Here is a 22,823-nt window from a genome sequence, read left to right on the forward strand (position 1 = left end):
GTCAGATCGACCCTGACCGATCACCCGCTTCGGGCGCAACGACCATCACAATCACATGCCCATAGGCGAAAGCAGCCCGGAGCCGCCCAACATCCTGGAGCCACCGACGCGCCACCGCTAGACACGAGAATCGGCGCTAATGAAGCAGTGCTCACGCCACAACCGGGCGGGCACGACATCCCATCAGCGATCAACTCTCCACACCGACCGGCAGCGGCACGATCTTTCAGTAGGACCCAGCGTCCAGGGAACGCGAGTGCTCGTCTGCCGGCGGCTACCTACCCACCAGGAGTCTGCCGGATGGCTCACTCCCAGAACTCATTAGGTGAACCAAAGAGGGAACTGAGGGATTCTCTCCTTAAGTTGCTGGTGGTCAGTACGTTGTGCTGATCGACCCGGGCGGGCGGGTGAGGCTTGGTTTCTCTTGCCAGCTGCGGCGTGTCTCCTCGTCTCGGTCGCGCCTGTCACCCAACTCCGCGGGGCGGTAGATGCGCATGTGAGGCCCTACGGGAAAGGGCGCCCACATGCGGCCGAGGTGCTACCTGACGAGGACCTGGACCTCGCCCATCGTGATTGCCGTCGAGCGGGAGAACTGCAGCGGGATCGTGCCTCTCTGGCCGAGGCCAGCCCAGTCGACCGTCCAGTACGACGTCGCCGTCACGGTGTACCGGCCTTCGCGGGTGTAGGTGTGGCCGCAGCTCGGGCTCGACTGTTTGCCGTAGCTGTCGGCGTACGGCGTCCCAGGCCCGGTGCACGTCACGGACTTACCGTCACCCATGTCCCACACAACCTTGTCGACCTTCGCCGTCGCGGTCACGGTGACCCCGCCGGCAGATGCCGACCGAGTGATCGGTCCGATCGTGCTCTGCGTCGGGTTGGCAGCCCACATCCATGTCGGCATGCCGATGACGCCAACTCGGCCAGGTGCGTCCTCAGGCACGATGCCAATCATCACGGCCTGGAGGTTCATCGCCGCGATCGCCCGCTGGGCGAGCACACGTGGATCCGGCGGTGCAGCCGGGCCGGCGGGAGGGTTCCGCGACCAGAAGGAGACCGCTCGGCTGCCCGCGATGTAGGGGTTGTAGCAGAGGTAAATCGCGCCCTCGGGGTAGTGCCCTTCCCAGATCGGGTCGTCGGGCGGGTAGTCCGCTGGGCTCGGGCTGATGTAGCACATCATCTCGTTGCTCCAGTAGCCGTCCTCGCCCTTGCATGGGATCTCTTCGCCAGCCCACATGCACTTCTGGGGCGCCGGACCTCCATCACCGTCATCGGGGTCGCCAGGATCACCAGGATCGTCGGGGTCGCCAGGTCCCGTCACGACGATCACACAGACTCCTTGACTTGGGTCGTAGACCTGGCCCGGCGGGCATGTCACCGGCGGATCTTCTGCAGCTGCCATAGGTGCAGGTGCACCAAGAAGCAGCGACAGAGAAGCGAGAGCGAGAAGTGCCGCTCTCAACATGGCCGCACCTTCCGTTGGGCATCTCGTGTGACGTAGAACTTCCCGTTGTCCTTGGTCACTTCGTATACGGACTGGACACGCGGGAGACGGTTTGCCGCGACCACGGACTTTCCATCCTTGTCGACGATGTTCACCTTGGTCACGTCGATGCACGTACTCACGTCCCAGACGTCCTTCTTGCTGTACGAGGCGTCTGGTGACCTGACGATCGTGGAGCCGATCTGCTTCCAGCCTTTTCCGCGCCTCACCGTCAGGTTGCGCTGCCACTGGAGGCGCGCTTGGTCGCGAGCTACGGCCGACAGGTCGGTCAGGCTCGTGTACGGGTCGGACGCCTTCTCGTCGAGCTTTGCCCAGAACGCCACTACGGCCTGCTCAGCACCCACTTCGTCTGGTGTCTTGGTCGACGTCGGGCTCGGTGTTGTTGTGGGAGTCGGACTGGTGCTGGTGACTGCGCGCGACGTCGTGGGGGTCGGGGTCGGGTCCGCCTTGCCGTCACCGTCGCAGGCTGTGGCCGTCGTGGCCGTCGTGGCCAGCGCGGCCACGACGGCAACGGCGGCGAGAGTTCGGGTGGGGCGGGACATGAGTTCGTCTCCTTCTAGAGGGCGTTGGCCATGAGCTGGTCGAAGTTGGTGCCGGGGCTCTTCAGCGCGGCCAGGAGCCGCTCGGTCTCGGGCTCGAGGTCGCACTCGAGCTGTTCGGTGATGGTCAGCAGCCGTTCGATCGCTTCCGCTTCGGCGGCGGGGCTCCGGCTCTCGTGCGCGGCAAGGATTCGCAGGCGCCAGAGGTTCTCCTGCGCCGGCTCGATCCGCAGGCCCACGACGACGGCCTGCTCCGCGGCGCGCCACCGGCCCTCTAGGAGTCGGCGGCGCGTGAGTTCGTAGGAGGCGTCGACGAGCTCGCTGATGAGGCGCTGTTTGATGGGCTCAGCCCAGGCGTACCGCTTGCGGTGGGTGCCTTCGAATGGGATTCCGCGGACGAGTTGCAGTGCGGCCTCGAGGTTCTCGGTGGGGGCGTTGAGGGGGTCGTGCTGAAGTAGGCGGTCCCAGTCGCCGACATCGGTGGTGACTGACGGCAGGAAGGCATATCCCTCGCCTGCCTGGTGGCGGGGCAGGTACTCCTGCCCGTCGGGGTCGGTCCCGACCCATCGGCGCAGCTTGGACGTGGCGGGGTTGCGGGTGTTGAGGTTGTCCTCGGTCTTGCGGTCGGGCCAGATCGCGTTGTCGATGGCTGTGTGGGTCGCCCCGGGGTGGAGTGCGAGGTAGGCCGCGAACTCGAGCAGGCGGGCCCGCTTGCTCGGCTCGACCTTGCCGCCAGTGTTGATCATGTCGACCGGGCCGAGGACGAGCACCCTCGGTGCGGGGAACGGCATGGGCGGCACGAGCGCAACCTCCTCGTTTGCGGTCTCCGCTTCGGTCGGGATCTCGAGTTCCCCGGGGATGGGGGCACCCTCTGTCGGGGCTTGCGAAGCCGCCTGCGGGTGCACCGGGTCGGATGGGGTCGACTCCTCCCCTTCGACGGCAGCGGCCGGAGCTTGTGTCTGGGGTTCTCCCGCAGCGGGGTCCGTGGCCTGGACGGCAGGGCGGGCCGCCTCCAGGAGCGGCACTCCGGTGAAGGGCACCTGCACGGCGGCGGAGGCTGTATCTGCGGTGGCTGTCTCGGAGGGCTGCTCCGAGGGCTGCTCCTCCTCGCGCTCGGCCGCGGCTTCCAGGACCTCCAGGGTGATCTCGGGCATGGCCGAGGCCGGGTAGCTGGGCTCGTCGACGGGAGTGATCGACTCGATGTCTACCAGTGACAGCTCGGGGGCGGCGGCGCCGTCGAGCTCCTCGACGTCGGCCATGGAGGCAATGTGGAGGAGGTGGCCGTACTGCTCGGCGGGCAGCCGCTGCGGTTGCAGCTGCAACCCGATCGGAGCGAGGACCGCGACGTCGGGGTCGGCGCCGGCGGCGAGGTCGAGGACCCACTCCCCCACGCCGACACCGCTGGTGACGGTGGCCAGGGCGACTCGAGGTAGATCGTCAACCAGCTGCTCGAGCTGGTTGCGCTGGCGGTCGGTGACCTCGCCGGCGATCAGGACGATCTCCGGAGACCATGCATCGGGTGCGGCACCGGTAACGCGGGCGGTGTGCAGGCCCGCCACGCCGGCATCCGCCATGGCACGGCGATCCTCCTCCGCGCGGTGCAGCAGGTCATCAAGGACCCGGCCCACAGAGGGCAGGTAACGGATCCGCCCGGTCTGCAGGGTGTCCTCAAGTTCGGGGAAGGCACCGACGAGGGTCACCTGCAGGTCGTCCGCCCAGGTGGAGGTGGCCAGCTCGATCGCCAGTGCGGCGAGGATCTCGCGGGTGGCGGAGCCTTCCCCGGCGACGCCGAGGTTGCCCAGGTACTCCAGGTCGAGGAAGACGTGGCCGGCCTCTTCATCGTGGCCGATGGTGACCAGCGCCGGGTAGGGGGCGGGCACATCGCTGACGTCGATGCCCTCGAGTTTTCCGGTGTTGTCGACATCGAGGGTCCACACCGTGGTGTCGGCGGTGCCAGTCCACGGAGCGGGCAGCTGCGCGGGCTCGGCGAGGTAGAGGTCGAATTGGGTGGCCGTGAGACGGGCGGCACGGACGACGGGCAGCGCGGAGCCACTCTCGGAGCAGGTCCGCGCGAGTGAGCGTAGAGCCACGTCGACGGTCTCGACAGAAAGGGAGTCGGCGGTCGCCCGGAGCTCCTGCTCGACCTCGGCGGTGTGGCCGGATGGCATCGGTATCCGCTGGCCGGGACGGCGCCGGCGCTGCTGGGTTCGCCGACGGGTGGCAAGCAGGGCGAGCACACCCGCAGCCAGGAGCGCACCGACACCGAAGCTGCTGCGGACCATCCAGTCCGAGTTCTCCTGCAGGTGCTCCTCGTCCGCGGAGGCGTCCGGGGCCTGCTGTGTCGAGGACTGCGACGGGGCCGGCTGCTGCTGGGCGGGAGCTTCCTGGGTCACCTCGGGGACGTCCGGCTGCTGCTCGGCAGGAGTGTCCTGCGACGTCTCGGAGGCAGGGCGCGGCCGAGGGGCGTTCCTGGGTGCGTCGTTGCTGGGGTTCTGCGCGGGCTTCGCCGCCGTGGCCGGGTCGGGGAGCTTGAGGGTCCAGCCGACGTCGATGACGTCAGGGTCGCTCAGATGCTCACCCCCCGGCTGGGTGATCCCGCGGGACGCCTCGAAGATCTCCGGGTACCGGTCGGCGTCGCCGACCTCCTTGAGCGCGATCTCGGAGAGGGTGTCGCCCTTCTCGACCACGACGGTGCCGCCGGGACTCTCCTCGAGTACCGGTGCGGGGATATCGAGCTCCCAACCCGCCTTGATGAAGGTGTCCTTGCCGTCCAGGAGGTCCTCGTTGAGCTCGACGATCTCGCGGTAGCGGCGGCCATCGCCGAGGTGCTCCGCTGCGATCGACCACAGCGTCTCCCCACGCTGGACCGTGTGCTTGACCGCGGCGGCCTTTCGGGCCGGCGCAGGCGCGGCGGTCTGGGGCTGGCCGGCCGTCGTCGCAGTGTCCGTGACCTGAATGGCCTGCGGCGTTGCCGTGACAACAGTCTGGGAGGCCACCACAGGCGGCGCCGATACCCCAGGGGCCGCGTGGGCGACGCTCGGCAAGGTGACGAAGAGCATCATCGCAGTGCCGACCAGGCCGTTGGCGGCATGCTGTGGGACCCGAAGGCCCGGCAGTCGGGGCACGCGTACGCCGCGGGCTCGGGAGATGACCTCGACCAGGATCGACAGGGTCAGGAACGCCCATGAGGCCCAGGCGATGAGCTTGATCACGCCGATGGCGAGGGTGCCGTCATCAGGGGAGGTCAGGGCGTTCTTGACAGCCTCGAGGAAGGACAGGTCGCCGGAGAAAGGGTTCGCTCCAACAGCGAGGAGGACAGCGGGTAAGCCAATGATGATGCCGAGGATGGTCAGCATCGCGAAGAGGCCGGCAACGCGCCGGCGCAGGGTGGTCACCGCTCGACTCCTCCTACGGCACGGACAAGGCGGGCCTCGGCTTTGCCGCTCACGCGCATGTTGCCCAGGCCGACGATGGACAAGAACTTGGGCTGGTAGATGTCGGTGGTCGACACGACAAGGGTGGTGCCGTTGACGACGCCGACCGTGCCGGAGACATCAGAAGCGTTCAGGTACAGCTGAGCGGCCCGAACAGCCTGGGTAGGGCTGGCCTGCGCGCCGAGGCCCCGAACGGCCTGGGATGCGTTGAGCTGCTGCCCCCCGACGCGTGCGGCCTGGGCGGCGACGTCGCGGGCTCGCTGCTGCGCATGCACCTGGCCGGTCAGGTCCACCGCCAGGCCCACGAGGACGACCATGACGAAGGAGGACAGCGCCAGCCAAAGGGTCACCGACCCGCGGTCGGATCGGCGGCCAGTGACGGCGGAGGGGGCACGCATCAGCGTTCCCGGTAGGTGTCGAGCGGACTGGCCATGGTCGCGCTGATGGTCTGGTGTCCGGGCAGGCCCGGGATGGCGACGTCGGACAGGTTGACCACGCAGGTCACGGTGGCGGTCACGGTGGCTGGGGTTCCGACCGGGGCGGCGAACCCGCTGGTGTCGACGCTGACCTTCTTCGAAACACATTGGAGCTTCTGGTTTGCCAGGCTCGAGCTCGCCCCGGAGGTTGCCGCCGAGTCAGCTGCGCCTTGGGTGCGGGAGATGGACGCCGCGCGGGCGGCGTCAGCCGCGGCGGCCTGGACGGCCTGGTGGGCGATGGCGAACCGTCCGGCGGCGATGATCATGGCAATGAACAGCAGGAAGGCAGGCACGCCGATGGCTGCCTCGATGGCCTCAGAACCCCGCTCTCGGTCGCGGCGGGCAACAAGTCGGCGCCTCATCCTGTCGTCACCTTCTCCACCGGCATTGACGCGGACTGGGTGATGGTGGGCTTCCAGGCCGGGATCACGCTGACGGTGTGGGTGGTCACGGTGATCCGCGCCTCGTCGGCGTTGCGGTAGCCGCTGACGCTGGTGCCTTTCAGGCCCGCGGTGGTGGAGGAGACGAAGGTGTGCGCCGCCGAGATGCCCGAGGCGGCGGTGCCTTGCTCTCCGGCGGCCTCGCGGGCGCCCTCCTGCGCGGCGGCCAGGGCAATGGTGCGGCCCTGGTACATCACCGCGGCCTGCACACCGAGGAACATCAGGGAGAACAGGGCGGGCAGGAGGACGACCAGTTGGATGGTCGAGGACCCACGCTCGCGCCGCGCCACCACCCGTTGGGCGAGACGACGTAGTGCGAGTGCGGGCCGAGCGATCATTTGATTTTGCCCGCCTCGCTGGTGACGTAGTTCTTGATGACGGTGACCACGATGGCGACGATCGCGATGACCGCGACCGCCCACAGAACCTTCTCGATGGTCTCCGAACCACGCTCGGGCTCGGTCGTCAGCTTGGTACGCGCCTGGTCTGCCAGGCGTACACCGAGCGTGTAAAGAGTGACGGCGAGGTGAAGCACGTGAGTCCCCTCTTTGGGTCTAGTCCTCAAATAAGCGAGTCGGCTCGATGGCGGTGGCCGAAGGCGATTTGATCATGTCGGCTGTCGTGTCGGGCATGTCGGTGGGACGTCTGAGGGTGTCGGTGGGGGGTCGGAGTGGCCTGGTCGGGGGCTGTGTGGGGGTGTTCGGCGCCGGTTTTTGGTGTCTGGGCAGGCGTGGTCGCCGCCGGTGGTGGTCGGCGGTGTGAGGCGCTGTCGGGCCGGGGGTGGGGGTTGGGGTGGGTCAGCCGAAGCGGGTTCGTTCGGTGGTGTTCCAGGCGCTGAAGAGCCGGTCCAGGGCGGGGTTGTAGCCGATGAGTCGGATGGTGATGGCGCGGGCTCGGCGGGTCACCATGGCGGGGATGAGGATGATGGTGTTGAAGAAGCGCCGGAATTCCATGCGGATGTAGTCGCGGCGGTCAGCTTTGCGGTGCATCATCATCGCGAACCAGGACTTGATGTTCCAGGCGAGCGCGGCGATGACCATGTAGGCCCAGTTGGAGACCAGGTCGTGCAGCGGCACCCGCAGTGCGCCGACGCCGGACTTGAGGCTTGCGATGATGTTCTCCTGGTCGCAGCGCTGGTTGGCGCAGGCCACGACCTGTTCGGCGCTCAGGTCGGTGCGGGTGGTGATGTAGAAGAAGTAGCGGACCTCATCGATGAGCACCTGCTCACCGCGGCTGCGGCTGATGTTCTTGCGCAGCGCGACCACCCGGTAGGAGCGGTCGCACTTGCCGGGCTGGTAGTCAAAGCAGGCGACGTCTTCGTAGTTGAGCTCCAGGTTGAGGTAGCCGCGTTCGGCCACGATGGCCTGCTTGTGGTTGTCCCGGCGAGCCCGGATCTGGCCGGCGGCGTTCTGGCCGGCGGCGTTCTGGCCGGTGGCGTTCTGGGCGGTGGCGTCTCGATGCAGCCGGGTCCAGCAGGTCTCGGCCAGCGCCTCGGCACGGGACCGTAGCGCGTGGTTGTTGTCCATGCCGAAGACGAAGTCGACCCGGGCCGCCCAGCGGTCGAAGTGGGCGGTCAGGGAGAAGTCGGTGTCACCGCGCAGACACACCCGTGGTGCGTGCGGTTGCACGAGGTCGATGGCCTTGTCGATCCAGGTCGCCGCGTCCTGGTGGCTGGGGGCGTTGCCGGGCCGGTTGACCAGGTAGAGCACTTCCTTGGTGTTGGCCAGCGACACGATCAGCGGCGCATACCCCCAGATCCGGTTGTAGGACATGTCCATGCCGGCCTTACGGCGCCCGGAGGTGGGGACGATCGTGCCATCGGCGTCGATGTAGGCGACCGGGCCGAGCAGGTCGCCTCCCCGACCCGTCCACAACTGTGGGCGGACCGCGTTGATCGCTTCCATCAACTCCACCACATCGGTCTCGGCGAAGCGGCGGCAGAAGTCCCCGGCCGTGGTGGGGTCTGGGATCAGGTCCGCGCCTAAGGCGTTCATGTAGGCGGTGTCGTGCCGGAGGCCTTCGATGTCTTCCAGGCGGGTGCCGCCACACATCACGTTGTAGGTCAGGTTCAGCACATGGTCGGACTCGTGGTAGGGCAGGTGCACCTTCAACAGGTGCAGACCCTCGTTGATCTGGTCAACCAGGCCCAGCTTGGTCACCAGCCGGTGCACCGCGGCGATCCCGCCGAAACAAGTCGCGTCGAGGTTCCCGCCGACCTCATAGGACACAGTCCCCGAGCCCAGCATCGGGGACGGCTGTTCGCCCCAGTGCCCCGCCAACCCGTGACGCGCCGCAACCCGGCGTCGTCGACGCGCCGCGTTCCGCCGACTCTGAACATGCGATATCTTCTTCACCACAAAGGCCTTTTCTTGCCGGACTGCGTTGTGAGCGCTAACCCAGCAAGATAAGGCCTTTGCCTATGAAAACGGCCATCCAGCCCAGCCGACACGCTTGGTCAAGGTCTAGTGGTGAGGACAGTGGCACCCAAGGAAGGTGTCAGCTCGGCCCATTCTGTGACAAGCGCCGGACAACCAATCTGACCGCTTCCGCGGCCGCGGCCCGGGCCCGCTGACCAGCACTGTTTCCGCTGGTCAGGAGCCCCCCATCACTCGCAGGAGGCTCGGGGCGACGAGGATGACCATGAACACCACACCCAGCAGTGACATCGGCATACTCATCCGCTCCCCCGTCGCGTTGGCCTTGGCCAGCTCCTCGTTGAGCATGGCCGCGCGCAAGGCGCTGGAGCGGGCACGCAGGTTGCTGTAGACCTGCGTGCCCTCCTGGCTCAGGCGCATGATGTCGGCCAGGTCGTCGAGCTCGGGCAAGCCAAGCTCCTCAGACAGGGCATGCAGGGAGTCCCACGGGGCAAGACCGGACCAGCGCGACCGCGCCAGCTCTTCGCTGATGCGTTGGAAGATCCAGCTGTCACCCACCCCCGCAGCCAGTTCCATGGCCTGGCGTGAGCCGGAGCCGCCAAGGCGCTCCAGCGCGACGAGGTCGGTATAGGCGCCCAACGCGCGAGCGAACTCTGCGCGGGCATGGCGGGCGTCGGTGCGCACATCGACGTCGGGCATGAAGAACAACACGACGGCCATGCCGATCGAGCCCGCGGCCGGGATGAAGATCGGGATCGACCAGCCGAGGACAACCAAGAAGTAGGTCAGGACCGGGGCGATGACCAGGCCGGTGATCGCATAGAGGATCTTCTTGCCGTAGTGGCGATGCACCGGGATGCGCAGCAGCGCGAGCTCCTGCGTGGGGGTCTTGCCCCACCAGGAGCTGGGGAAGCGCTTCATCGCCCAGATGCCGAGGCGGTCCGGGGTGCCGGTCGCGGGGACTGTTGACCGGGCAGCCGCGCGGGCCTTGACACCCTCGGCGGAGTAGCGGCGCACGACGTCGGCAAGTTCGGGATGGGCCGGCATGAGGCGCCAGACCAGCAGAGCGATACCCACGCCCACGAGGGCGCCGCCGAGGATGGCGAGCTGTAGACCGGTGGTCATCGACGGGCTCCTCCTTCGCGTGCGGCGGCGCCGAGGAATCGCGGCAGGGGCTGACCCTTGGCCATGTTGCGCATCCACACAAGGAGAGCGACGTAGGCCGACAGGAGCATGACGAGCAGGACCTGACCCAGCGGGGTGCCGTAGGGGGCGATGTAGTCCCCGGTGAGGGCGAGGAAGCCGAGGACGCAGACGGTGATGATCGTGACCCACCGGGCGGTGGTGCGGGGCTTGGCACGGTCGGCTTCGATGGCGCGGCGGGCGCGCACGTCGGCTGCAACGGACTCGGCCAGCGACTCCAGGACCGAGGCCAGGCCCTGGCCGCGGCGGCGCGCGCCGAGGATCAGGTAGGAGGCCACGAGGTCCCCGGTGGCGTCGTTGAGGTCGTCGGCGAAGGCGCGTAGTGCCTCCTCGGTGCCGATGCGGGCGCGTAGGCGGGCGATGAGGAGGGTGACCTCGGGTCGGATCGCTTCTGGGGTGGAGCGCAGAGTGGCTCGCAGTGCCTCCTCCAAGCCGACGCCGACGGTCAGGACACTGGCGAGGGCCCGGGTCCATTCCTCAAGCGCCTCGAGCTTGTCGATGCGGGCCGCGGATGGGGGTGCGGCGAGCAGCGTCGGCAGTCCCACGACGGCCAGCGGGGCGAGGGCGACGGCGATCGCCCACCCTGTGAGCAGCCAGATGAGGAACCCTGCCGCTACGCCGGCCAGTGCCAGCATCTTGGTGCGCTTGTCCATGCTGGTAAGCCGGGAGGTCAGCCGAGACTGTGGCCGGCGTAGCGGTGCGGGCGGCGGCGGGGGCGTGCGCCGCAGACCGACGATCACGCCGATCACACCGGCGACGGCAAGGGCACCACCCAGCGCGGGGATGAGGGGAGTCACAGCGTGTCCTCCTCGCGGCCGTCCTCGGCGAGGTAGGCGCTCAGGTCGAACCCGTAGCGCTCGAGGGAGCGCAGCTCGTCGGGCATGGTGCCGGGGATGGCTGGCCCGCCGGCGGGGTTGGGCCGGAACACGTGGGTGGTGGCGTAGCCCTTGACGGCCTCGCCGGGTGCGACGTGGATGATCTCGGAGACCCACCGGGAGCGGCGCCACTTGTCGCCACCGTCGAGGGGGACGGTCTCGAGGTGGACCTGGACGATGATGTCGATCGTCTCGGCGAGCTTGGATGTCGCGAGTTCCTTGGTGACGTGGGGCCCGGCCTCCATGGCGCAGGTGACCAGCTTGCGGATGGCTGCCTCACCGCTGGCCGCGTGTGTCGTGGAGATGGAGCCGGCGCCGGACTCCATGGCTTTGATCATGGCCCACACCTCGCGGCCACGGACCTCTCCGACGATCTGGCGGGAGAGGTTGAACCGGAAGCTGTCGTAGAGGGCCTCGTCGAGGGTGAACTCCCCCGCTTGCTTGCCGTCGGGGCCGATCCCACCGGACCCGGGCCGGGCTTCCCAGGCGTGGACGATGGGGTGAATGTCCTTCAGCTCGTGCAGGTGCAGCTCGAACTCGGTTTCGAAGGTGCCGATTGCTTCCCACGGATCTACAACTGCGCACAGCGCGCGGACCACTGTCGTTTTCCCCGCTCCCTGGCCTCCGGCGACGACCACGGACTTGCGGGCTTTGATCGCGGCGCGCAGGAACGTCGCCTGGGTATGGGTGAGCATGTCGCGCTCGACGAGGTCGTCGAGGGTGACCCTGCGCAGCCGGTGCCGGCGGATCACGACCGAGGGGTGGGCGGTCACCCACGCCGCGGCAGCCAGGCGGGAGCCGCCGTCAAGGCGCATGTGCAGCCGCGGGGTCGCCGAGGAGAAGCTGCGAGCGTTGACCTCGCTGCGGGAGGCGACGAAGGACAGCTCCTGGTCGGAGTCGGCGACGGGGGCGGCCTTGACGAGGGTGCCGTCGATCTTCTCCAGCCAAACGTTGTCCGCGCCGGTGATGATTATGTTCTCCACCGAATCGTCGTCGACCAAGGGCTGAAGGCGGCCAAGCCCGAACAGAGCGTTGAAGACCGCTTCGGCGAGGGTGTCCTGCTCCTCCAGGGTCCAGGCGCTCTCGCCGTCGTGGAGCCGGTCGGCGCCGTGGTCTGCAGCAGCTCCTGGATGATCGCCCGGCCCAGCTCCTTCTCGGTCTCGGGGTCCATGCCCCGCTCCTCGCCCAGGGCAGCTGTCAGCTGGTCGGAGGCCTGGGACCGAAGCAGCGCCACCTGGTGCCAGTCGATGCCGGCGCCGGTGGTGGGCCGCTGTGGGGCAGGTGATGGAGGCCGGGTTTGCAGGTCTAGGCCGGGCAGATTCAGGTAGGTCGGTGGGAGCGTCGACGGGGACGGCTGCTGCCCGTTGGTGCGGGTGGGGACGAATGGCTGGGCGGGCGCGTACGGACGCCGCTGCACGTGGGGCTGCTGGCGGGACTCGATCCGGCCGGCCGCCGAAGATCGGCAGGTTGGTGGGGTCTGCGGGGTCGGTCGGGAGGTCGGACATCGCTAGCTCCACTCTCCCGACATCAGGCCGAGGTTTGCGCGGGATGCGGACAACGTCGGCCTGATGGCCTGCACGCAGGGACTTGCTGAGGTTGGACTTCTCGAACTTTCGGGGCGCTTTCGTGCCGCGGGAGAAGACCTCGGCCGAGGCTGGATCCCACGCGAGGCTGCCCACGACGGGCATCTGCAGGACCTTGGCGACCTCGCTCGGGCGGCAGGGCATCCCCTGGCCGACGAGCAGGTCGCCGAGGCTGGACTCGGCGCCGGCTCGGGTGAAGGCGTCGCGCAGGGTCGGCGCCCACGAGCTGGCAGCCACCAGAGCGGGCAGGGTGGACTGGGTGACCAGCAGGGCCAGGTCGGCTGCGGCGGTGGGCTTGAACGGGGAGCCCTCCAGGCCGAGTCGCCCGGCGTCGACGATGACGTCCTGACCGTTGCGTTCCAGGCCCTTGAATACGCTTGCTAGTGGCCCCCACAGGCTGTCCAGAGCTCGGGCCTGGTTGTGTCGCAGGGGCCCGCAGAGAGGAGGACGTGCGTGGCGGGGATGCGCATCACCATGCGCGGCAGGTCCTCGGCGAGGGTGCCCTGCCGGTGGGCGACGGCCAGGTCGACGATCGTGGCGTCGGTGGGCAGTTGGCTGCTGCGGAAGTAGCCGGCTGGGACGGCGAGGGCGCCGGTCGGGTCGGCCTCGACCAGGACAGTCGGTCGGGGCAGGCAGGAGGGGCCTCAGCGGTCGATGAGGTACGCGAGTCCGTCGAGCACGCGCTCGAGCCCGAACCGGTAGGCGTGGTCGGGGTCGTGCGCGCTCCCGTGCGCACTGCCCGCGGCGCTACCCACCCGGCTCGCGAGCGGATAGGTCCGCTCGTCGAGGACCCGCGCGAGCAACGGGCCCGCGGCGGCCCACCACTGCTCGTCGTTCATCGCGCTGGCCTGCTTGGTGACCCGGGCGTCGATGAGCGCGCGGGCACTCGCCTGGACGAAGGCCAGCAGGTAGGTCAGGCAGTCGTCCATCTCGACGTCGGTGAGGCCGAGACCCTCCAGCGCCGACAGTTCGTGCTCGTACTTCGCCATCTGGCCGGGGCCGAGCGGTGGCCGGAGCGTGACGACGGTGGCCGCCCAGGGGTGGGCGTCGAAGAGCGCGCGGTTCTGCTCCGCGACCGCGCTCAGCCGCTCCCGCCACGGGCGTCCGGTGGTGTCGACCCGCGGCATCCGCGCGTACGCCGCGTCCAGCATCAGGTCGAGGAGTTCCGCCTTGCCCGGCACGTAGGTGTACAGCGTCATTGGGGCGACCCCGAGCGCCTGCGCCACCCGCCGCATGGTCAGCGCGTCCAGGCCGTCGCGATCGGCGAGTTCGATGGCGGCGTCCACCACGGCGTCCAGGCCGAGGCCGCGTTGGGGTCCTCGGCGCGGCACGGCTGAGGGGTCACGCCAGAGCAACGCGAGGGTGCGGGCGGGGTCGCCGGCACTGGTCCGTTCGATCGGCACGAAGGCATCGTAGTACCCGTACGCTGTACAACGTACGGCGTACACTGTACGGTGTCGCTGCCTCGTCCCCAACCCCTACCGGGAGCACCCACGTGAAGATCACCTCGTCCGCGGTCTCGCTCAACGTCGACGACGTCGCCGCCTCGAGCGGTTTCCTGACCAGGCACTTCGGCTTCCGCGAGGAGATGGCGGCACCAGGCTTCGCCTCCCTGACCCGCGACGACGCCGGCATGAACGTCGTCTTCCTACGCCGCGGCCTGGAGACCCTGCCCGCCGACCAGCGCGACGACCACGCGTCCGGACTCATCCTCGCCTTCGTCGTCGACGACCTCGAGGGCGAACTCGCCCGGCTCCAGGCCGAAGGTGTGACCATCACCATGCCCCTCACCGAGGAGGAGTGGGGCGAGCGCGCCTTCCAGGTCCGCGACCCCAACGGCGTCATCGTCCAACTCGTGGACTGGAACGCCACGCAGTAGACACCCGCAATGAAGGGCGCGACCCTGACCGCCACGACACGGCGGCCGGGGCGGCGCCGACCCTTGGAAGCGCAGCGGCGGCGGTCCGCACCCGGCCGACCGCAGGGCTCAGTCGACCTCTGGCCAGTCCCAACCCAGCTGGAAGAACAGGCCCAGGCGGTCACTGACGGCGCGGATCTCGCTGATCTTTGCATCCTTCATGGTGAAGACGAAGATCACCTCGACGGTGAAGTTCTTCATGGTGGGTTGGGGCATGCGCGGGTGCCAGCCGGTGTGCTCGCCGGTCATCAGGACCCGCGCCACCACCCGATCGCCTTCCTCGAGCAGTTCCTCGACCGACAGGTGGAACGGATCGAACGCGTCGAGCTGCATCCGGATGCCTTCGAAGGCGGCGCCTGGTTCGTCGGCCTCGCCGAAGATGATCTTGTTGTGATCGATGACGTCGGCGGCCACGCATGTGTGCAGGTCGGCCAGGCGGCGTTCGTTCACGGCGGCGAAGAAGTCGCGGACCACGGTCTTCACTGTCATTCCTCTCTTACACCGTAAGACTGTTATCTTACAGTGTATGAAACGGGCTGGATTGTCAACCGACAAGGTGCTGCGGGCCGCACTCGACCTGGTGGATCGGGAGGGGGTGGCCGCGCTGTCCATGCGCAGACTCGGGCGCGAACTCGGCGTCGAGGCGATGACGCTCTACTACTACGTGCCGAACAAGGACGCAGTGCTCGACGGCCTCATCGAGCGCACCCTCACCGACGTCGACCTGCGTCCGGAGGGCCCGTGGCGCGCGTGGGCGCAACAGTTCGCCACGTCGTTCCGCTCAGCGCTGCTCGCCCATCCCGGCCTGCTGCCCCTGGTGGCCACCCGGCCCGTCACCACATCCGGTGGGCTCGACACGGCCGAACACGCGGCCCAGGCCCTGGTCGAGGAAGGGTTCAGCGCCTCCGAAGCGCTCCACGTCATCACCACCCTCGCCACGTTCGTGATCGGCCAGGTCCTCGCCGAGGCACGCCGCACCCCGGGCCATGACGAACCAGAGCCCGAGCCCGACCTCGATCCCACGCGTCATCCCGTCCTGACCCAGGCCCTCACGGCCGGCCTCGGAACACCTGAGGATCACCAGGACCGCTTCGCGTTCGCCCTCGACGCACTGCTGGTGGGACTCCAGCCGAGAGGGAGGGCGACCGATAAGGCAGGACTGGGGAAACAAACCTAGAATGCGCCGCGTGGGACAGATCACGAGGAATCGTCCAGCCTCAGAAAATCGTCCAACCATCCTGATCGTCGGCGCGGGACCAGCCGGGCTCGTCCTCGGCAATCTGCTGCGCGCCGCGGACATCGACTGCCTGATACTCGAACGCCAAAGCCGCGCGCACGTCGAACACCGCGCCCGGGCCGGCTATCTCGCCGCGAACACCGTCCGCATCCTCACCGACAACGGCCTCGCCGCGGGGCTGCTCCGAAACGGCCAGCAGCACGACACGTGCATGTTCCGCACCGACCACGGCTCCTTCGAGCTCAGGTACGGCTCGCGCGGCCGTGGCGAGGTCCACACCGTCTACCCGCAACAGGACCTCGTGCGGGACCTGATCGCTGAGTACCTCGACCGCAGCGGCGACATCCGGTTCGAGACGCGCGTCCGCGATCTCAACGACGTCGACACCAAACAGCCGTGGGTCACCTGCGAGAGCGCGGACGGCGAAGTCCACCAGTGGTCCTGCGAGTACGTCGCCGGATGTGATGGCCAGCACGGCATCTCCCGGGGCGCCGTACCAGCCGACGCGGCCCAGCGTTACCGGCGCGACCACGGAGTCTCCTGGCTGGCGCTGTTGGCGCAGGCACCGCAGAGCATGGCGGCGGTCGCATACGCCGTGCACGCCAACGGCTTCGCCGGCCACATGGCACGCAGCCCCTCCATCACCCGCTACTACCTCCAGTGCCCCCGCGGCCACGACCCGGCCAGTTGGTCCCACGAACGCATCTGGGAGGAACTCCACCTGCGCATGCGCGGCGAGCTGCACGGGCGGCTGCGCGAGGGGCAGATCCTCGAACGCGGCGTCGTCGACATGTCCTCCTACGTCATGGACCCGATCCAGTACGGCCGGCTCTTCCTGGTCGGCGACGCGGCCAGCCTGATCAGCCCCTCGGCGGCGAAGGGCGCCAACCTCGCCGTCATGGAGGCCGACGTGCTCGGCAAGGGGCTGGTCGCCCACCTGAAGGGCGACGACGAGCAACAGCTGCGGGGCTACTCCGCCGCCTGCCTGCCCCGCGTCTGGCGGGCCCAGGAGTTCTCCCACTGGATGATCAACCTGCTGCACGGGCCGATGGGCGATGACGACGAGGCCGTCTTCCTGCGGGGCCTGCAACACGCCCGGCTGGAGAGCCTGCGGACCTCACGGTCCTACCAGGACTTCTTCGCCGAGAACTACGTCGGGATCTGAGCGTCCCCAGGGCCTTGGTCGTCGAGGACGGCCAGGGCGAGTTCGCGAAGCCGCGCGGGCTCGGCGATCACGTCGTACGCGGCGATCTTCCCGTCCTCGATGGTGAGCGTGAGAACGACCAGCAGCCGGCCGCGCGGCGCCACGACGATGCCGACCGCTCCGTCGACCAGGGCCGGTTCGGCGAAGCGGGACCTGCTCGCGAGGAGCACCGACTCCTCCGCCACGTTCCGCGCCCCCTGGGTCCGCGTCGGCATCCCTGGCCGTAGCGCGGCGGCGTCGGCGCGCCGTACGACGTCTGGGTCGAGAACCGCGAGCAGCCCCTCCAGGTCACCGGCCCGGATGGCGGCAGGAACGCCTCGACGACCTGGCGGTGCCGGGCGAGATCGGCGCTGGAGACAGCCGCGCTCCCCCGCACCCGCTGGCGCGCCCTGCTGGCCAGCTTCTTCGTGGCGACCTGCGAGCGGTCGAGGATGGGTGCGATCTCCTCGAAGGGCACGGCGAACATGTCGTGCAGGACGAGGGCGATCCGTTCGGCCGGAGCCAACCGGTCCAGGACGACGAGCAGGGCGCGGCCCACCGAGTCCGCCAGGACCGCTTCGCGTTCGGGGTCGGCGCCGTCCCGCGCACCCCAGGCGGCCTCGCTCAGCCGCTGCTCGAGCGGTTCCTCCCGCCGGGACCCGCGGGAACGAAGCATGTCCAGGCAGATCCGTGAGACGACCGTGGTCAGCCAGCCGGTGAGGTTGGTCACCTGTGCGACGTCGGTGCGGTCGAGCCGTAGCCACGTCTCCTGGACCGCGTCCTCGGCGTCGCTCAGCGAACCGAGCATCCGATAGGCGACCGCGCGCAGGTGGCCGCGGTGCTCCTCGAACCGGTCCGCGAGCGGCGTCACGACTCGGTAGGTTAACCGGGCAGCTTCGCGACGTGGGCGGCGCTGGCGTCCTCCTGCGCGATGCGGTCCGGCTCGCGACCCTCGCCGATCCGTCTGGTCGTGGTCCCACCCCACCGTCGTTCGTGGGTACGAAACGCCGACCAGCAGATCGAGAGCATCACTGCGAACACGGGCAGCCAGGCCAGCCTGGCGAGCACCCAGCCGGGACCGTCCGGAACGCTCGTCAGGCCCGGCAGCACTCGGCCCGCCAGCAGACCGATCCCCGTGACCGCCATCATCGCGGTCTGGTGCCACAAGAAGATGGTCATCGCGGAGAGGTTGACCAGGACGACCACGGCCCAGGCGCCGGGTCGGGTGAGCAGCCGCCGCAGTGGTTCGCGCAGCAGCAGGGCCGCACCGCACTGGGCCAGGCCGAAACACACGGCGGCCAGGGTGGGCGGGTTGAGGTTGGAGATCGCGGCCCCGGGGACACCGACCATCGAGGCGGGATAGCCGGCCCAGCCGACAAGACCGGCCGTCGCGGCGGCGCCGCCCAGCAGCAGCGCCCAACCGGTCCGACGTCCGCACAGTCGACCCCGGGACCAGGCCGCGCCCAGGCAGTACGGCACGAGCCAACCCGCCGCCACGTTGATCCAGCCGAGCCAGGCCGGCCCGTCCAGGACGAAGCGGACCACGTCGACGGACAGGACTACGGCGAAGGGCCACACCGGGTGCAGCCGCGCGGCCAGCGGGGTCAGCGCCGTGAGAAGCGTCAGAACCAGGAGGAACCACAGCGGCGACAGGACCAACATGACAAGCATGCGGACGGTGGGCGCGCCCACTCCGGAGGCGAGCATGATGGCCGCCACGACGCTCCAGGTCGCGAGCAGGACAGGTACCGGTCTCACGAGCCTGGCCATCCTCGAGCCGAGCCACTGCCCGTACGTCACTCCCCGAGCCCGTGCGGACGCGTAACCGCGCGCGCCCATCTGTCCACCCACCAGGAAGAAGACGGCCAGGGTCTGGAACATCCAGGAGACCGGCGTCAGCTGGGGAAGGTAGCGGAGCGGGCTGACATCGCGGAGAGCCCCGCTGTCGGCGACCAGCGCGGTCACCAACCAGTGGCCGAGGACGACCCCGAGGATCGCGAGCGCGCGGAGGGCATCGGCGGCGCGGTCGCGGCCGGCCGGAGTCGCGGCCTGGATGTGCCTCGCGAACTCACGCACGAGGACCTCCCGCACTGACCGGTCCCGCTGCCGGGGTCTGCCCGGCGACGATCCGGGCGAGGTTGCGCAGGGACGTCGAGCCGGGAGTGAGGTAGTCGCCGTGCCCGCCCTCACCTGCCGGGAAGATCCGGGCTCCGAACCCACGCGATACCGGGTCCGCGCCGAATCCGAGCGTGCCGAAGAGTTGGACGTGCGGGACGTCGGCGATCCAGTCGCTCGCGCCCCTGCCGGCCCAGACCTCCGCCGAGGTGTGCAGGGCGGCCACGTCGTCGTAGCCGGTGCCAGGACTGCCGAAGAGCACGACGTCGGCGACGTTGCCGACCCGCAGACCAGACACCGCCCGGGCGCAGACCACCGTGCCGTAGGAGTGGCACAGGAGCGAGATCGTCGCGCTGGGCCTGGCGGCGGCGATCTCGGTCACGAACCGGCGCAGCCCGGGGGCCGCGTCGACGGCACGGCCCGAGGTCAGGATCTCGACGCTGACGGTGCCTGGCGTCTCGTAACCGAGCCAGGCAACGACCGCGGCCCTCGCTCCCAGCTGATGCTGGAGCGCGACCGCACCGGCCCGGAACCGTTCGTAGGTGTCCAGGCTGGTGTCCGCCCCCGGAACCAGCACGGCGACGTGGTCCGCGGTGGCGAGGTCACCGACGACCTCGGCGGTCCGGCCACCGTCACGGCCGTCGAAGGTGAGGAAGTGGCGCGCCGGATCCTCCATGGCGCGCAACGCGGCTGCCCGGGCCGGGTCATCGTCGGCGGTGGCTGTCCGCTCCGCCGCCCGGATGTCCTCGCGGGCGACGTCGTAGCGCTCGGCGAGAGCGGCCACGGTCGCGGCGCGCAACGGGGTGACCTGCGTCGGTGCGGGAGCGGGTACCGACGCGGGGCGAGCCATGCCCGAGACGGGCACAGCCACCGAGCCGGCGACGAGTGCCGCCAGCAGGGTGTGGCGCAGGCGGCTGAACAGGCGGGACGCCATACCAGAAGGTCCTTCCGTACAAGGGATTCCGTACGTGCGGACCGAAGTTAGGGATCACCTGCCGTGGTGGGCGTCCCGCTGGGAAGCCACATTCGAGCTGGCTCTGGGGTGCTACGGGTGGATCAGCGGTACTAGGGGTGGACCAGCCGTCCGTGCCGCTCGCGGCGTCGGCGGGCCTGACCGAACGGAACGAGCCCGCCATCGTCGCTGGTGGACGGTGACGGGCTTGGCCGTGGAACTCGTTCGGCGATCAGGACTTGTCCTGGATCTCCCAGACGTGGTCGAGGACGTGCCAGGCGAACTGGCGGGCGGCGTAGGCCGGTGGCCAGCCGCCGCCGGTGAGCGGTGCACCATCGGCCGGGTTGCCCAGGACAGCGAGGATCGCGGCACGCAGCGTGGCCAGGGCGGTCCGGTCGTTCGCGCCGAACGGTCGGTGCCGGATGCCGATCTTGCGGGCATAGACGCGTTCGTTGTCGACGACGTGGGCGACAATCTCGTCGCGGTCGCGTCCGCCGCCGCGGGGCCCTTTGCGGAGGGTCGGCGGGGCGGACTGGGCGAGGTCGTCGAGGGCACGCCACGCGGACTGCAGGACCGTGGCGGTACGCTGCGCCGCCGCGGCGTTGTAGGGCCGGCTGTCCTCGGCGACGGGGACGCCGGGCGCGCCCCAGTCGGTGGTGTTGACCCCGGTCACCGTGTCGACGATCTCGATCGGGCCGGGGTCGAACGACTGCCCGGCAGTGGCGGTTATGAGGCGGTACCGGTCGGCGTAGGCGTTCAGCGTGGCCACGGCGCGGTCCTCGGTGGTGCCGATGCGCGCCCAACCGGGCCAGTCCAGCGCGCAGGCGACGATTTTCGTTCGGCCCTTTTCCAGATAGACGCGGGTCATCTCTCGGTTACTCCTCGACGCCGGGCAGTGGTGGGGGACTAGAAGGCGGTGGCGTGGTGGAGGACCCAGTCGTGGTAGCTGCGCGCGGGACGACCGGTGACCTTCTCGATGTCGGTGGTGGTGGGTGCGGTGCGGTCGACGGAGGCGGCCCAGGTGGTGAGAATGTTGTCGAGGATGGGGCCGGGCACGTGGGCGCTCATCGCCTGGCGCACGGTCTCGGCGGGGAGTTCGACGTAGCGGATGGGCCGGCCGAGCGCCCGGCCGAGGATGGCGGCCTGGTCGGCATGGCTGAGCGACTGCGGCCCGGTCGGCCGGTAGGCCTGGCCGGCGTGCCCGTCCTCGGTCAGCGCGGCCACGGCGACCGCGGCGATGTCGGCCTCGTGCACCGGCGCGGATGCCGCCTCGGCGTAGGCACCGCGGATCACGTCGCCGGACCTGGTCTGCCCGGCCCACATCAGGCTGTTGGCGGCGAACACGTCCGGGCGCAGCAACGTCCACGCCAGACCGGAGCCGCGCAGGGCCTGCTCGATCTCGGCGTGGTAGGTGGCGATCGGCCCGTCCTGGGAGCCTGCGCGTCGTCGTCGACCCCGCCGGAGGACAGCAGCACGAGACCCTTGAGGACAGCTTCGGTCCTCAAGTCGAAGGGAGTTGCGCGCGGATGCTGGAGACCTCGGCACGGCTGCTGCGGATGCTGTCCCTACTGCAGTCCCGCCGCGACTGGCCCGGCGCCGAACTGGCCGAGCACCTCGGCGTCACCACCCGCACCGTCCGCCGCGACGTCGACCGGCTCCGCGACCTCGGCTACCCCGTCGAGTCCGCCACCGGCACCACCGGCGGATACCGGCTCGGGGTCGGCGCCGCGCTGCCGCCGCTGCTGCTCGACGACGACGAGGCCGTCGCAGTGGCCGTCGGCCTGCGCGCCGCCGCCACGGGCACGGTCACCGGAATCGAGGAGACCTCGCTGCGCGCTCTCGCCAAGCTCGAACAGGTCCTGCCCTCCCGGCTGCGCCACCGCGTGGACGCGATGCAGTCAGCCATCCTGCCGCTGACCGGCCCCGGACCGACCGTGGACCCCGACCTGCTCACCGCCCTGGCCGCAGCCTGCCGCGCCCACGAAGGCATCCGCTTCGGCTACCAGCAACGCACCCGCCGCGTCGAGCCCTACCGCCTCGTCCACACCGGCCGGCGCTGGTACCTGCTCGCCTTCGACCTCGAACGCGACGACTGGCGCACCTTCCGCGTCGACCGCCTGGACTCCGACCCGCAACCCGGGCCGCGCTTCACGCCCCGACCCGAACCCGCCGAGGGGCTCCACACCTACATCTCCAACGCCCTCACCGCGTCCCCGTACCGGTACCAGGCGACCGTCCTGTTCCACGCACCGCTCGACATCGTCGCCGAACACACCTCACCCACCGCCGGGCGTCTCGAACCCCGCGACGCCGACAGTTGCCTCTTCCACGCCGGCGGCGACTCCCTCGACAAGATCGCCCTCTTCGTCGCGCTCAAGGGCGTCGACTTCGAGGTCCTCGCCCCGCCCGAGCTGAAGGACCACATCCGGGCACTGGCCAACCGGCTCACCCGCGCGAGCCGCGACGGCTAATCGGCTTGGCCGACCTACCGAATCCGGCGCGGACGCCGCGGCTCCCGTGACGAAGGCGGGGCCATCGACGGGCAGGTCGGCCCGAGCGGTGGTGTCGTTCACGGCCACGTCGTTCATGCCGGTCCTCTGCGGGAACGCGACGCGAAGAAGGTGCGGAAGATTTCTGTCATTGCGCAGAACGAGCGCGTAAATCGCCCCCAAGAATTGAACGGCGGGGAGCGCCCCCGGCCGCTCTCGCTCCGAGATGTCGCCATGGGGCGGTCGACGGAGCCGGCAGGCCTGGCAAGAATCTTCACGACGACGATAAAAATCGACGCGGTGTAGAGTTTGTGGTCCGGGAGCAGTCCCGCTCCTAATGGTTGTTAACGGGGTCGGCCCGGGTTCGGGCAGACTTCGGGTTTGGTGGCTGCCGGCGGGTGAGCACTTGTTGCTCCTGAACCCCTGTGGGAGTTCCGATGAAAGATCGTGCCCCCGCCGGTGACCGAGAGAGTTGATCGCTGATGGGATGTCGTGCCTGTCCC

The 22,823-nt window shown here is 69.4% G+C and carries 23 protein-coding genes; 5 read left to right on the forward strand and 18 right to left on the reverse strand.

Annotated features, from left to right (window positions below; translation table 11 throughout):
* Window positions 1-538 precede the first annotated feature (538 nt).
* The 11 genes from HEB94_RS33185 to HEB94_RS33235 form a co-directional block, all read right to left on the reverse strand.
* Entirely contained in the window at window positions 539-1,327 is a 789-nt protein-coding gene (locus tag HEB94_RS33185; RefSeq protein ID WP_192753487.1) for a hypothetical protein, read from the reverse strand.
* 128 nt (window positions 1,328-1,455) lie between these two features.
* Window positions 1,456-2,043 (reverse strand): hypothetical protein, encoded by a 588-nt coding sequence (locus HEB94_RS33190; protein ID WP_192753488.1) that lies wholly within the window; start codon window positions 2,041-2,043, stop codon window positions 1,456-1,458.
* Window positions 2,044-2,057: 14 nt separating this feature from the next.
* Window positions 2,058-5,435 (reverse strand): LysM peptidoglycan-binding domain-containing protein, encoded by a 3,378-nt coding sequence (locus HEB94_RS33195; RefSeq protein ID WP_192753489.1) that lies wholly within the window; start codon window positions 5,433-5,435, stop codon window positions 2,058-2,060.
* Window positions 5,432-5,824 carry a pilus assembly protein TadG-related protein gene (locus HEB94_RS33200; protein ID WP_337918092.1) on the reverse strand — a complete coding sequence of 131 codons (393 nt, stop codon included), beginning with the start codon at window positions 5,822-5,824 and terminating at the stop codon, window positions 5,432-5,434. The genes HEB94_RS33195 and HEB94_RS33200 overlap by 4 nt, the downstream gene beginning before the upstream one ends.
* A 47-nt stretch (window positions 5,825-5,871) precedes the next feature.
* On the reverse strand, window positions 5,872-6,312 hold the full coding sequence (locus HEB94_RS33205) for a TadE/TadG family type IV pilus assembly protein (RefSeq protein WP_192753491.1): 441 nt from the start codon (window positions 6,310-6,312) through the stop codon (window positions 5,872-5,874).
* Window positions 6,309-6,728: a TadE/TadG family type IV pilus assembly protein gene (locus HEB94_RS33210; RefSeq protein ID WP_192753492.1), complete on the reverse strand. Its 420-nt coding sequence runs from the start codon at window positions 6,726-6,728 to the stop codon at window positions 6,309-6,311. Before HEB94_RS33210 ends, HEB94_RS33205 begins: the two co-directional genes overlap by 4 nt.
* Complete coding sequence (locus tag HEB94_RS33215) at window positions 6,725-6,925, reverse strand: hypothetical protein (RefSeq protein WP_192753493.1); 201 nt, start codon at window positions 6,923-6,925, stop codon at window positions 6,725-6,727. The genes HEB94_RS33210 and HEB94_RS33215 overlap by 4 nt, the downstream gene beginning before the upstream one ends.
* A 262-nt stretch (window positions 6,926-7,187) precedes the next feature.
* Entirely contained in the window at window positions 7,188-8,735 is a 1,548-nt protein-coding gene (locus HEB94_RS33220) for an IS1380 family transposase (RefSeq protein ID WP_420481612.1), read from the reverse strand.
* Window positions 8,736-8,981: 246 nt separating this feature from the next.
* A complete protein-coding gene (locus tag HEB94_RS33225; RefSeq protein WP_192753495.1) occupies window positions 8,982-9,890 on the reverse strand; it encodes a hypothetical protein in 909 nt (302 codons plus the stop codon).
* Complete coding sequence (locus HEB94_RS33230) at window positions 9,887-10,765, reverse strand: type II secretion system F family protein (RefSeq protein WP_192753496.1); 879 nt, start codon at window positions 10,763-10,765, stop codon at window positions 9,887-9,889. The genes HEB94_RS33225 and HEB94_RS33230 overlap by 4 nt, the downstream gene beginning before the upstream one ends.
* The gene (locus HEB94_RS33235; RefSeq protein ID WP_337918093.1) at window positions 10,762-11,826 is read right to left on the reverse strand and encodes a TadA family conjugal transfer-associated ATPase; all 1,065 of its coding nucleotides are present in this window, start codon (window positions 11,824-11,826) and stop codon (window positions 10,762-10,764) included. The genes HEB94_RS33230 and HEB94_RS33235 overlap by 4 nt, the downstream gene beginning before the upstream one ends.
* Window positions 11,827-12,411: 585 nt before the next feature.
* Between HEB94_RS33235 and HEB94_RS33240 the strand changes: the two genes are divergently transcribed.
* Window positions 12,412-12,810 carry a hypothetical protein gene (locus HEB94_RS33240; protein ID WP_192753497.1) on the forward strand — a complete coding sequence of 133 codons (399 nt, stop codon included), beginning with the start codon at window positions 12,412-12,414 and terminating at the stop codon, window positions 12,808-12,810.
* A gap of 260 nt (window positions 12,811-13,070) precedes the next feature.
* On the opposite strand, the gene HEB94_RS33245 is transcribed toward HEB94_RS33240, so the two are convergent.
* The gene (locus HEB94_RS33245) at window positions 13,071-13,829 is read right to left on the reverse strand and encodes a TetR/AcrR family transcriptional regulator C-terminal domain-containing protein (RefSeq protein ID WP_192753498.1); all 759 of its coding nucleotides are present in this window, start codon (window positions 13,827-13,829) and stop codon (window positions 13,071-13,073) included.
* A gap of 92 nt (window positions 13,830-13,921) precedes the next feature.
* Between HEB94_RS33245 and HEB94_RS33250 the strand changes: the two genes are divergently transcribed.
* On the forward strand, window positions 13,922-14,305 hold the full coding sequence (locus HEB94_RS33250; protein WP_192753499.1) for a VOC family protein: 384 nt from the start codon (window positions 13,922-13,924) through the stop codon (window positions 14,303-14,305).
* A gap of 108 nt (window positions 14,306-14,413) precedes the next feature.
* Here HEB94_RS33250 and HEB94_RS33255 read toward each other — a convergent pair whose 3' ends face one another.
* A complete protein-coding gene (locus tag HEB94_RS33255) occupies window positions 14,414-14,827 on the reverse strand; it encodes an ester cyclase (RefSeq protein ID WP_202896706.1) in 414 nt (137 codons plus the stop codon).
* A 43-nt stretch (window positions 14,828-14,870) separates the two neighbouring features.
* Here HEB94_RS33255 and HEB94_RS33260 point away from each other — a divergent pair, with 43 nt between their 5' ends.
* Window positions 14,871-15,521 (forward strand): TetR/AcrR family transcriptional regulator C-terminal domain-containing protein, encoded by a 651-nt coding sequence (locus HEB94_RS33260; protein ID WP_192753501.1) that lies wholly within the window; start codon window positions 14,871-14,873, stop codon window positions 15,519-15,521.
* Between the two features lie 10 nt (window positions 15,522-15,531).
* Window positions 15,532-16,746 carry a 4-hydroxybenzoate 3-monooxygenase gene (locus tag HEB94_RS33265; protein ID WP_202896707.1) on the forward strand — a complete coding sequence of 405 codons (1,215 nt, stop codon included), beginning with the start codon at window positions 15,532-15,534 and terminating at the stop codon, window positions 16,744-16,746.
* A 67-nt stretch (window positions 16,747-16,813) separates the two neighbouring features.
* Here HEB94_RS33265 and HEB94_RS33270 read toward each other — a convergent pair whose 3' ends face one another.
* The 5 genes from HEB94_RS33270 to HEB94_RS33290 form a co-directional block, all read right to left on the reverse strand.
* Window positions 16,814-17,635, reverse strand: a complete 822-nt coding sequence (locus HEB94_RS33270) for a sigma-70 family RNA polymerase sigma factor (protein ID WP_202897948.1) — start codon at window positions 17,633-17,635, stop codon at window positions 16,814-16,816.
* 11 nt (window positions 17,636-17,646) lie between these two features.
* Complete coding sequence (locus HEB94_RS33275; RefSeq protein ID WP_192753503.1) at window positions 17,647-18,840, reverse strand: acyltransferase family protein; 1,194 nt, start codon at window positions 18,838-18,840, stop codon at window positions 17,647-17,649.
* Window positions 18,833-19,813, reverse strand: a complete 981-nt coding sequence (locus HEB94_RS33280; protein WP_192753504.1) for an alpha/beta hydrolase — start codon at window positions 19,811-19,813, stop codon at window positions 18,833-18,835. Before HEB94_RS33280 ends, HEB94_RS33275 begins: the two co-directional genes overlap by 8 nt.
* 250 nt (window positions 19,814-20,063) lie before the next feature.
* Window positions 20,064-20,699 carry a hypothetical protein gene (locus HEB94_RS33285; protein WP_192753505.1) on the reverse strand — a complete coding sequence of 212 codons (636 nt, stop codon included), beginning with the start codon at window positions 20,697-20,699 and terminating at the stop codon, window positions 20,064-20,066.
* A 38-nt stretch (window positions 20,700-20,737) separates the two neighbouring features.
* A complete protein-coding gene (locus HEB94_RS33290) occupies window positions 20,738-21,190 on the reverse strand; it encodes a Rossmann-fold NAD(P)-binding domain-containing protein (RefSeq protein ID WP_238361705.1) in 453 nt (150 codons plus the stop codon).
* 167 nt (window positions 21,191-21,357) lie between these two features.
* On the opposite strand from HEB94_RS33290, the gene HEB94_RS33295 reads away from it, so the two are divergent.
* Window positions 21,358-22,302, forward strand: coding sequence for a helix-turn-helix transcriptional regulator (locus HEB94_RS33295; RefSeq protein WP_192753507.1), 945 nt, complete (start codon window positions 21,358-21,360; stop codon window positions 22,300-22,302).
* Window positions 22,303-22,823 lie beyond the last annotated feature (521 nt).

It is taken from the genome of Actinopolymorpha pittospori (genome assembly GCF_014873875.1).
Taxonomy (GTDB): Bacteria; Actinomycetota; Actinomycetes; order Propionibacteriales; family Actinopolymorphaceae; genus Actinopolymorpha; species Actinopolymorpha pittospori.

What these genes read in the sequence shown, in the direction of transcription:
- HEB94_RS33190 (WP_192753488.1), bottom strand. Translation starts at nt 2,043, where the DNA reads ATGTCCCGCCCCACCCGAACTCTCGCCGCCGTTGCCGTCGTGGCCGCG.
- HEB94_RS33205 (WP_192753491.1), bottom strand. Translation starts at nt 6,312, where the DNA reads ATGAGGCGCCGACTTGTTGCCCGCCGCGACCGAGAGCGGGGTTCTGAG.
- HEB94_RS33210 (WP_192753492.1), bottom strand. Translation starts at nt 6,728, where the DNA reads ATGATCGCTCGGCCCGCACTCGCACTACGTCGTCTCGCCCAACGGGTG.
- HEB94_RS33225 (WP_192753495.1), bottom strand. Translation starts at nt 9,890, where the DNA reads ATGACCACCGGTCTACAGCTCGCCATCCTCGGCGGCGCCCTCGTGGGC.
- HEB94_RS33240 (WP_192753497.1), top strand. Translation starts at nt 12,412, where the DNA reads ATGGCCTGCACGCAGGGACTTGCTGAGGTTGGACTTCTCGAACTTTCG.
- HEB94_RS33260 (WP_192753501.1), top strand. Translation starts at nt 14,871, where the DNA reads ATGAAACGGGCTGGATTGTCAACCGACAAGGTGCTGCGGGCCGCACTC.
- HEB94_RS33280 (WP_192753504.1), bottom strand. Translation starts at nt 19,813, where the DNA reads ATGGCGTCCCGCCTGTTCAGCCGCCTGCGCCACACCCTGCTGGCGGCA.
- HEB94_RS33285 (WP_192753505.1), bottom strand. Translation starts at nt 20,699, where the DNA reads ATGACCCGCGTCTATCTGGAAAAGGGCCGAACGAAAATCGTCGCCTGC.
- HEB94_RS33295 (WP_192753507.1), top strand. Translation starts at nt 21,358, where the DNA reads ATGCTGGAGACCTCGGCACGGCTGCTGCGGATGCTGTCCCTACTGCAG.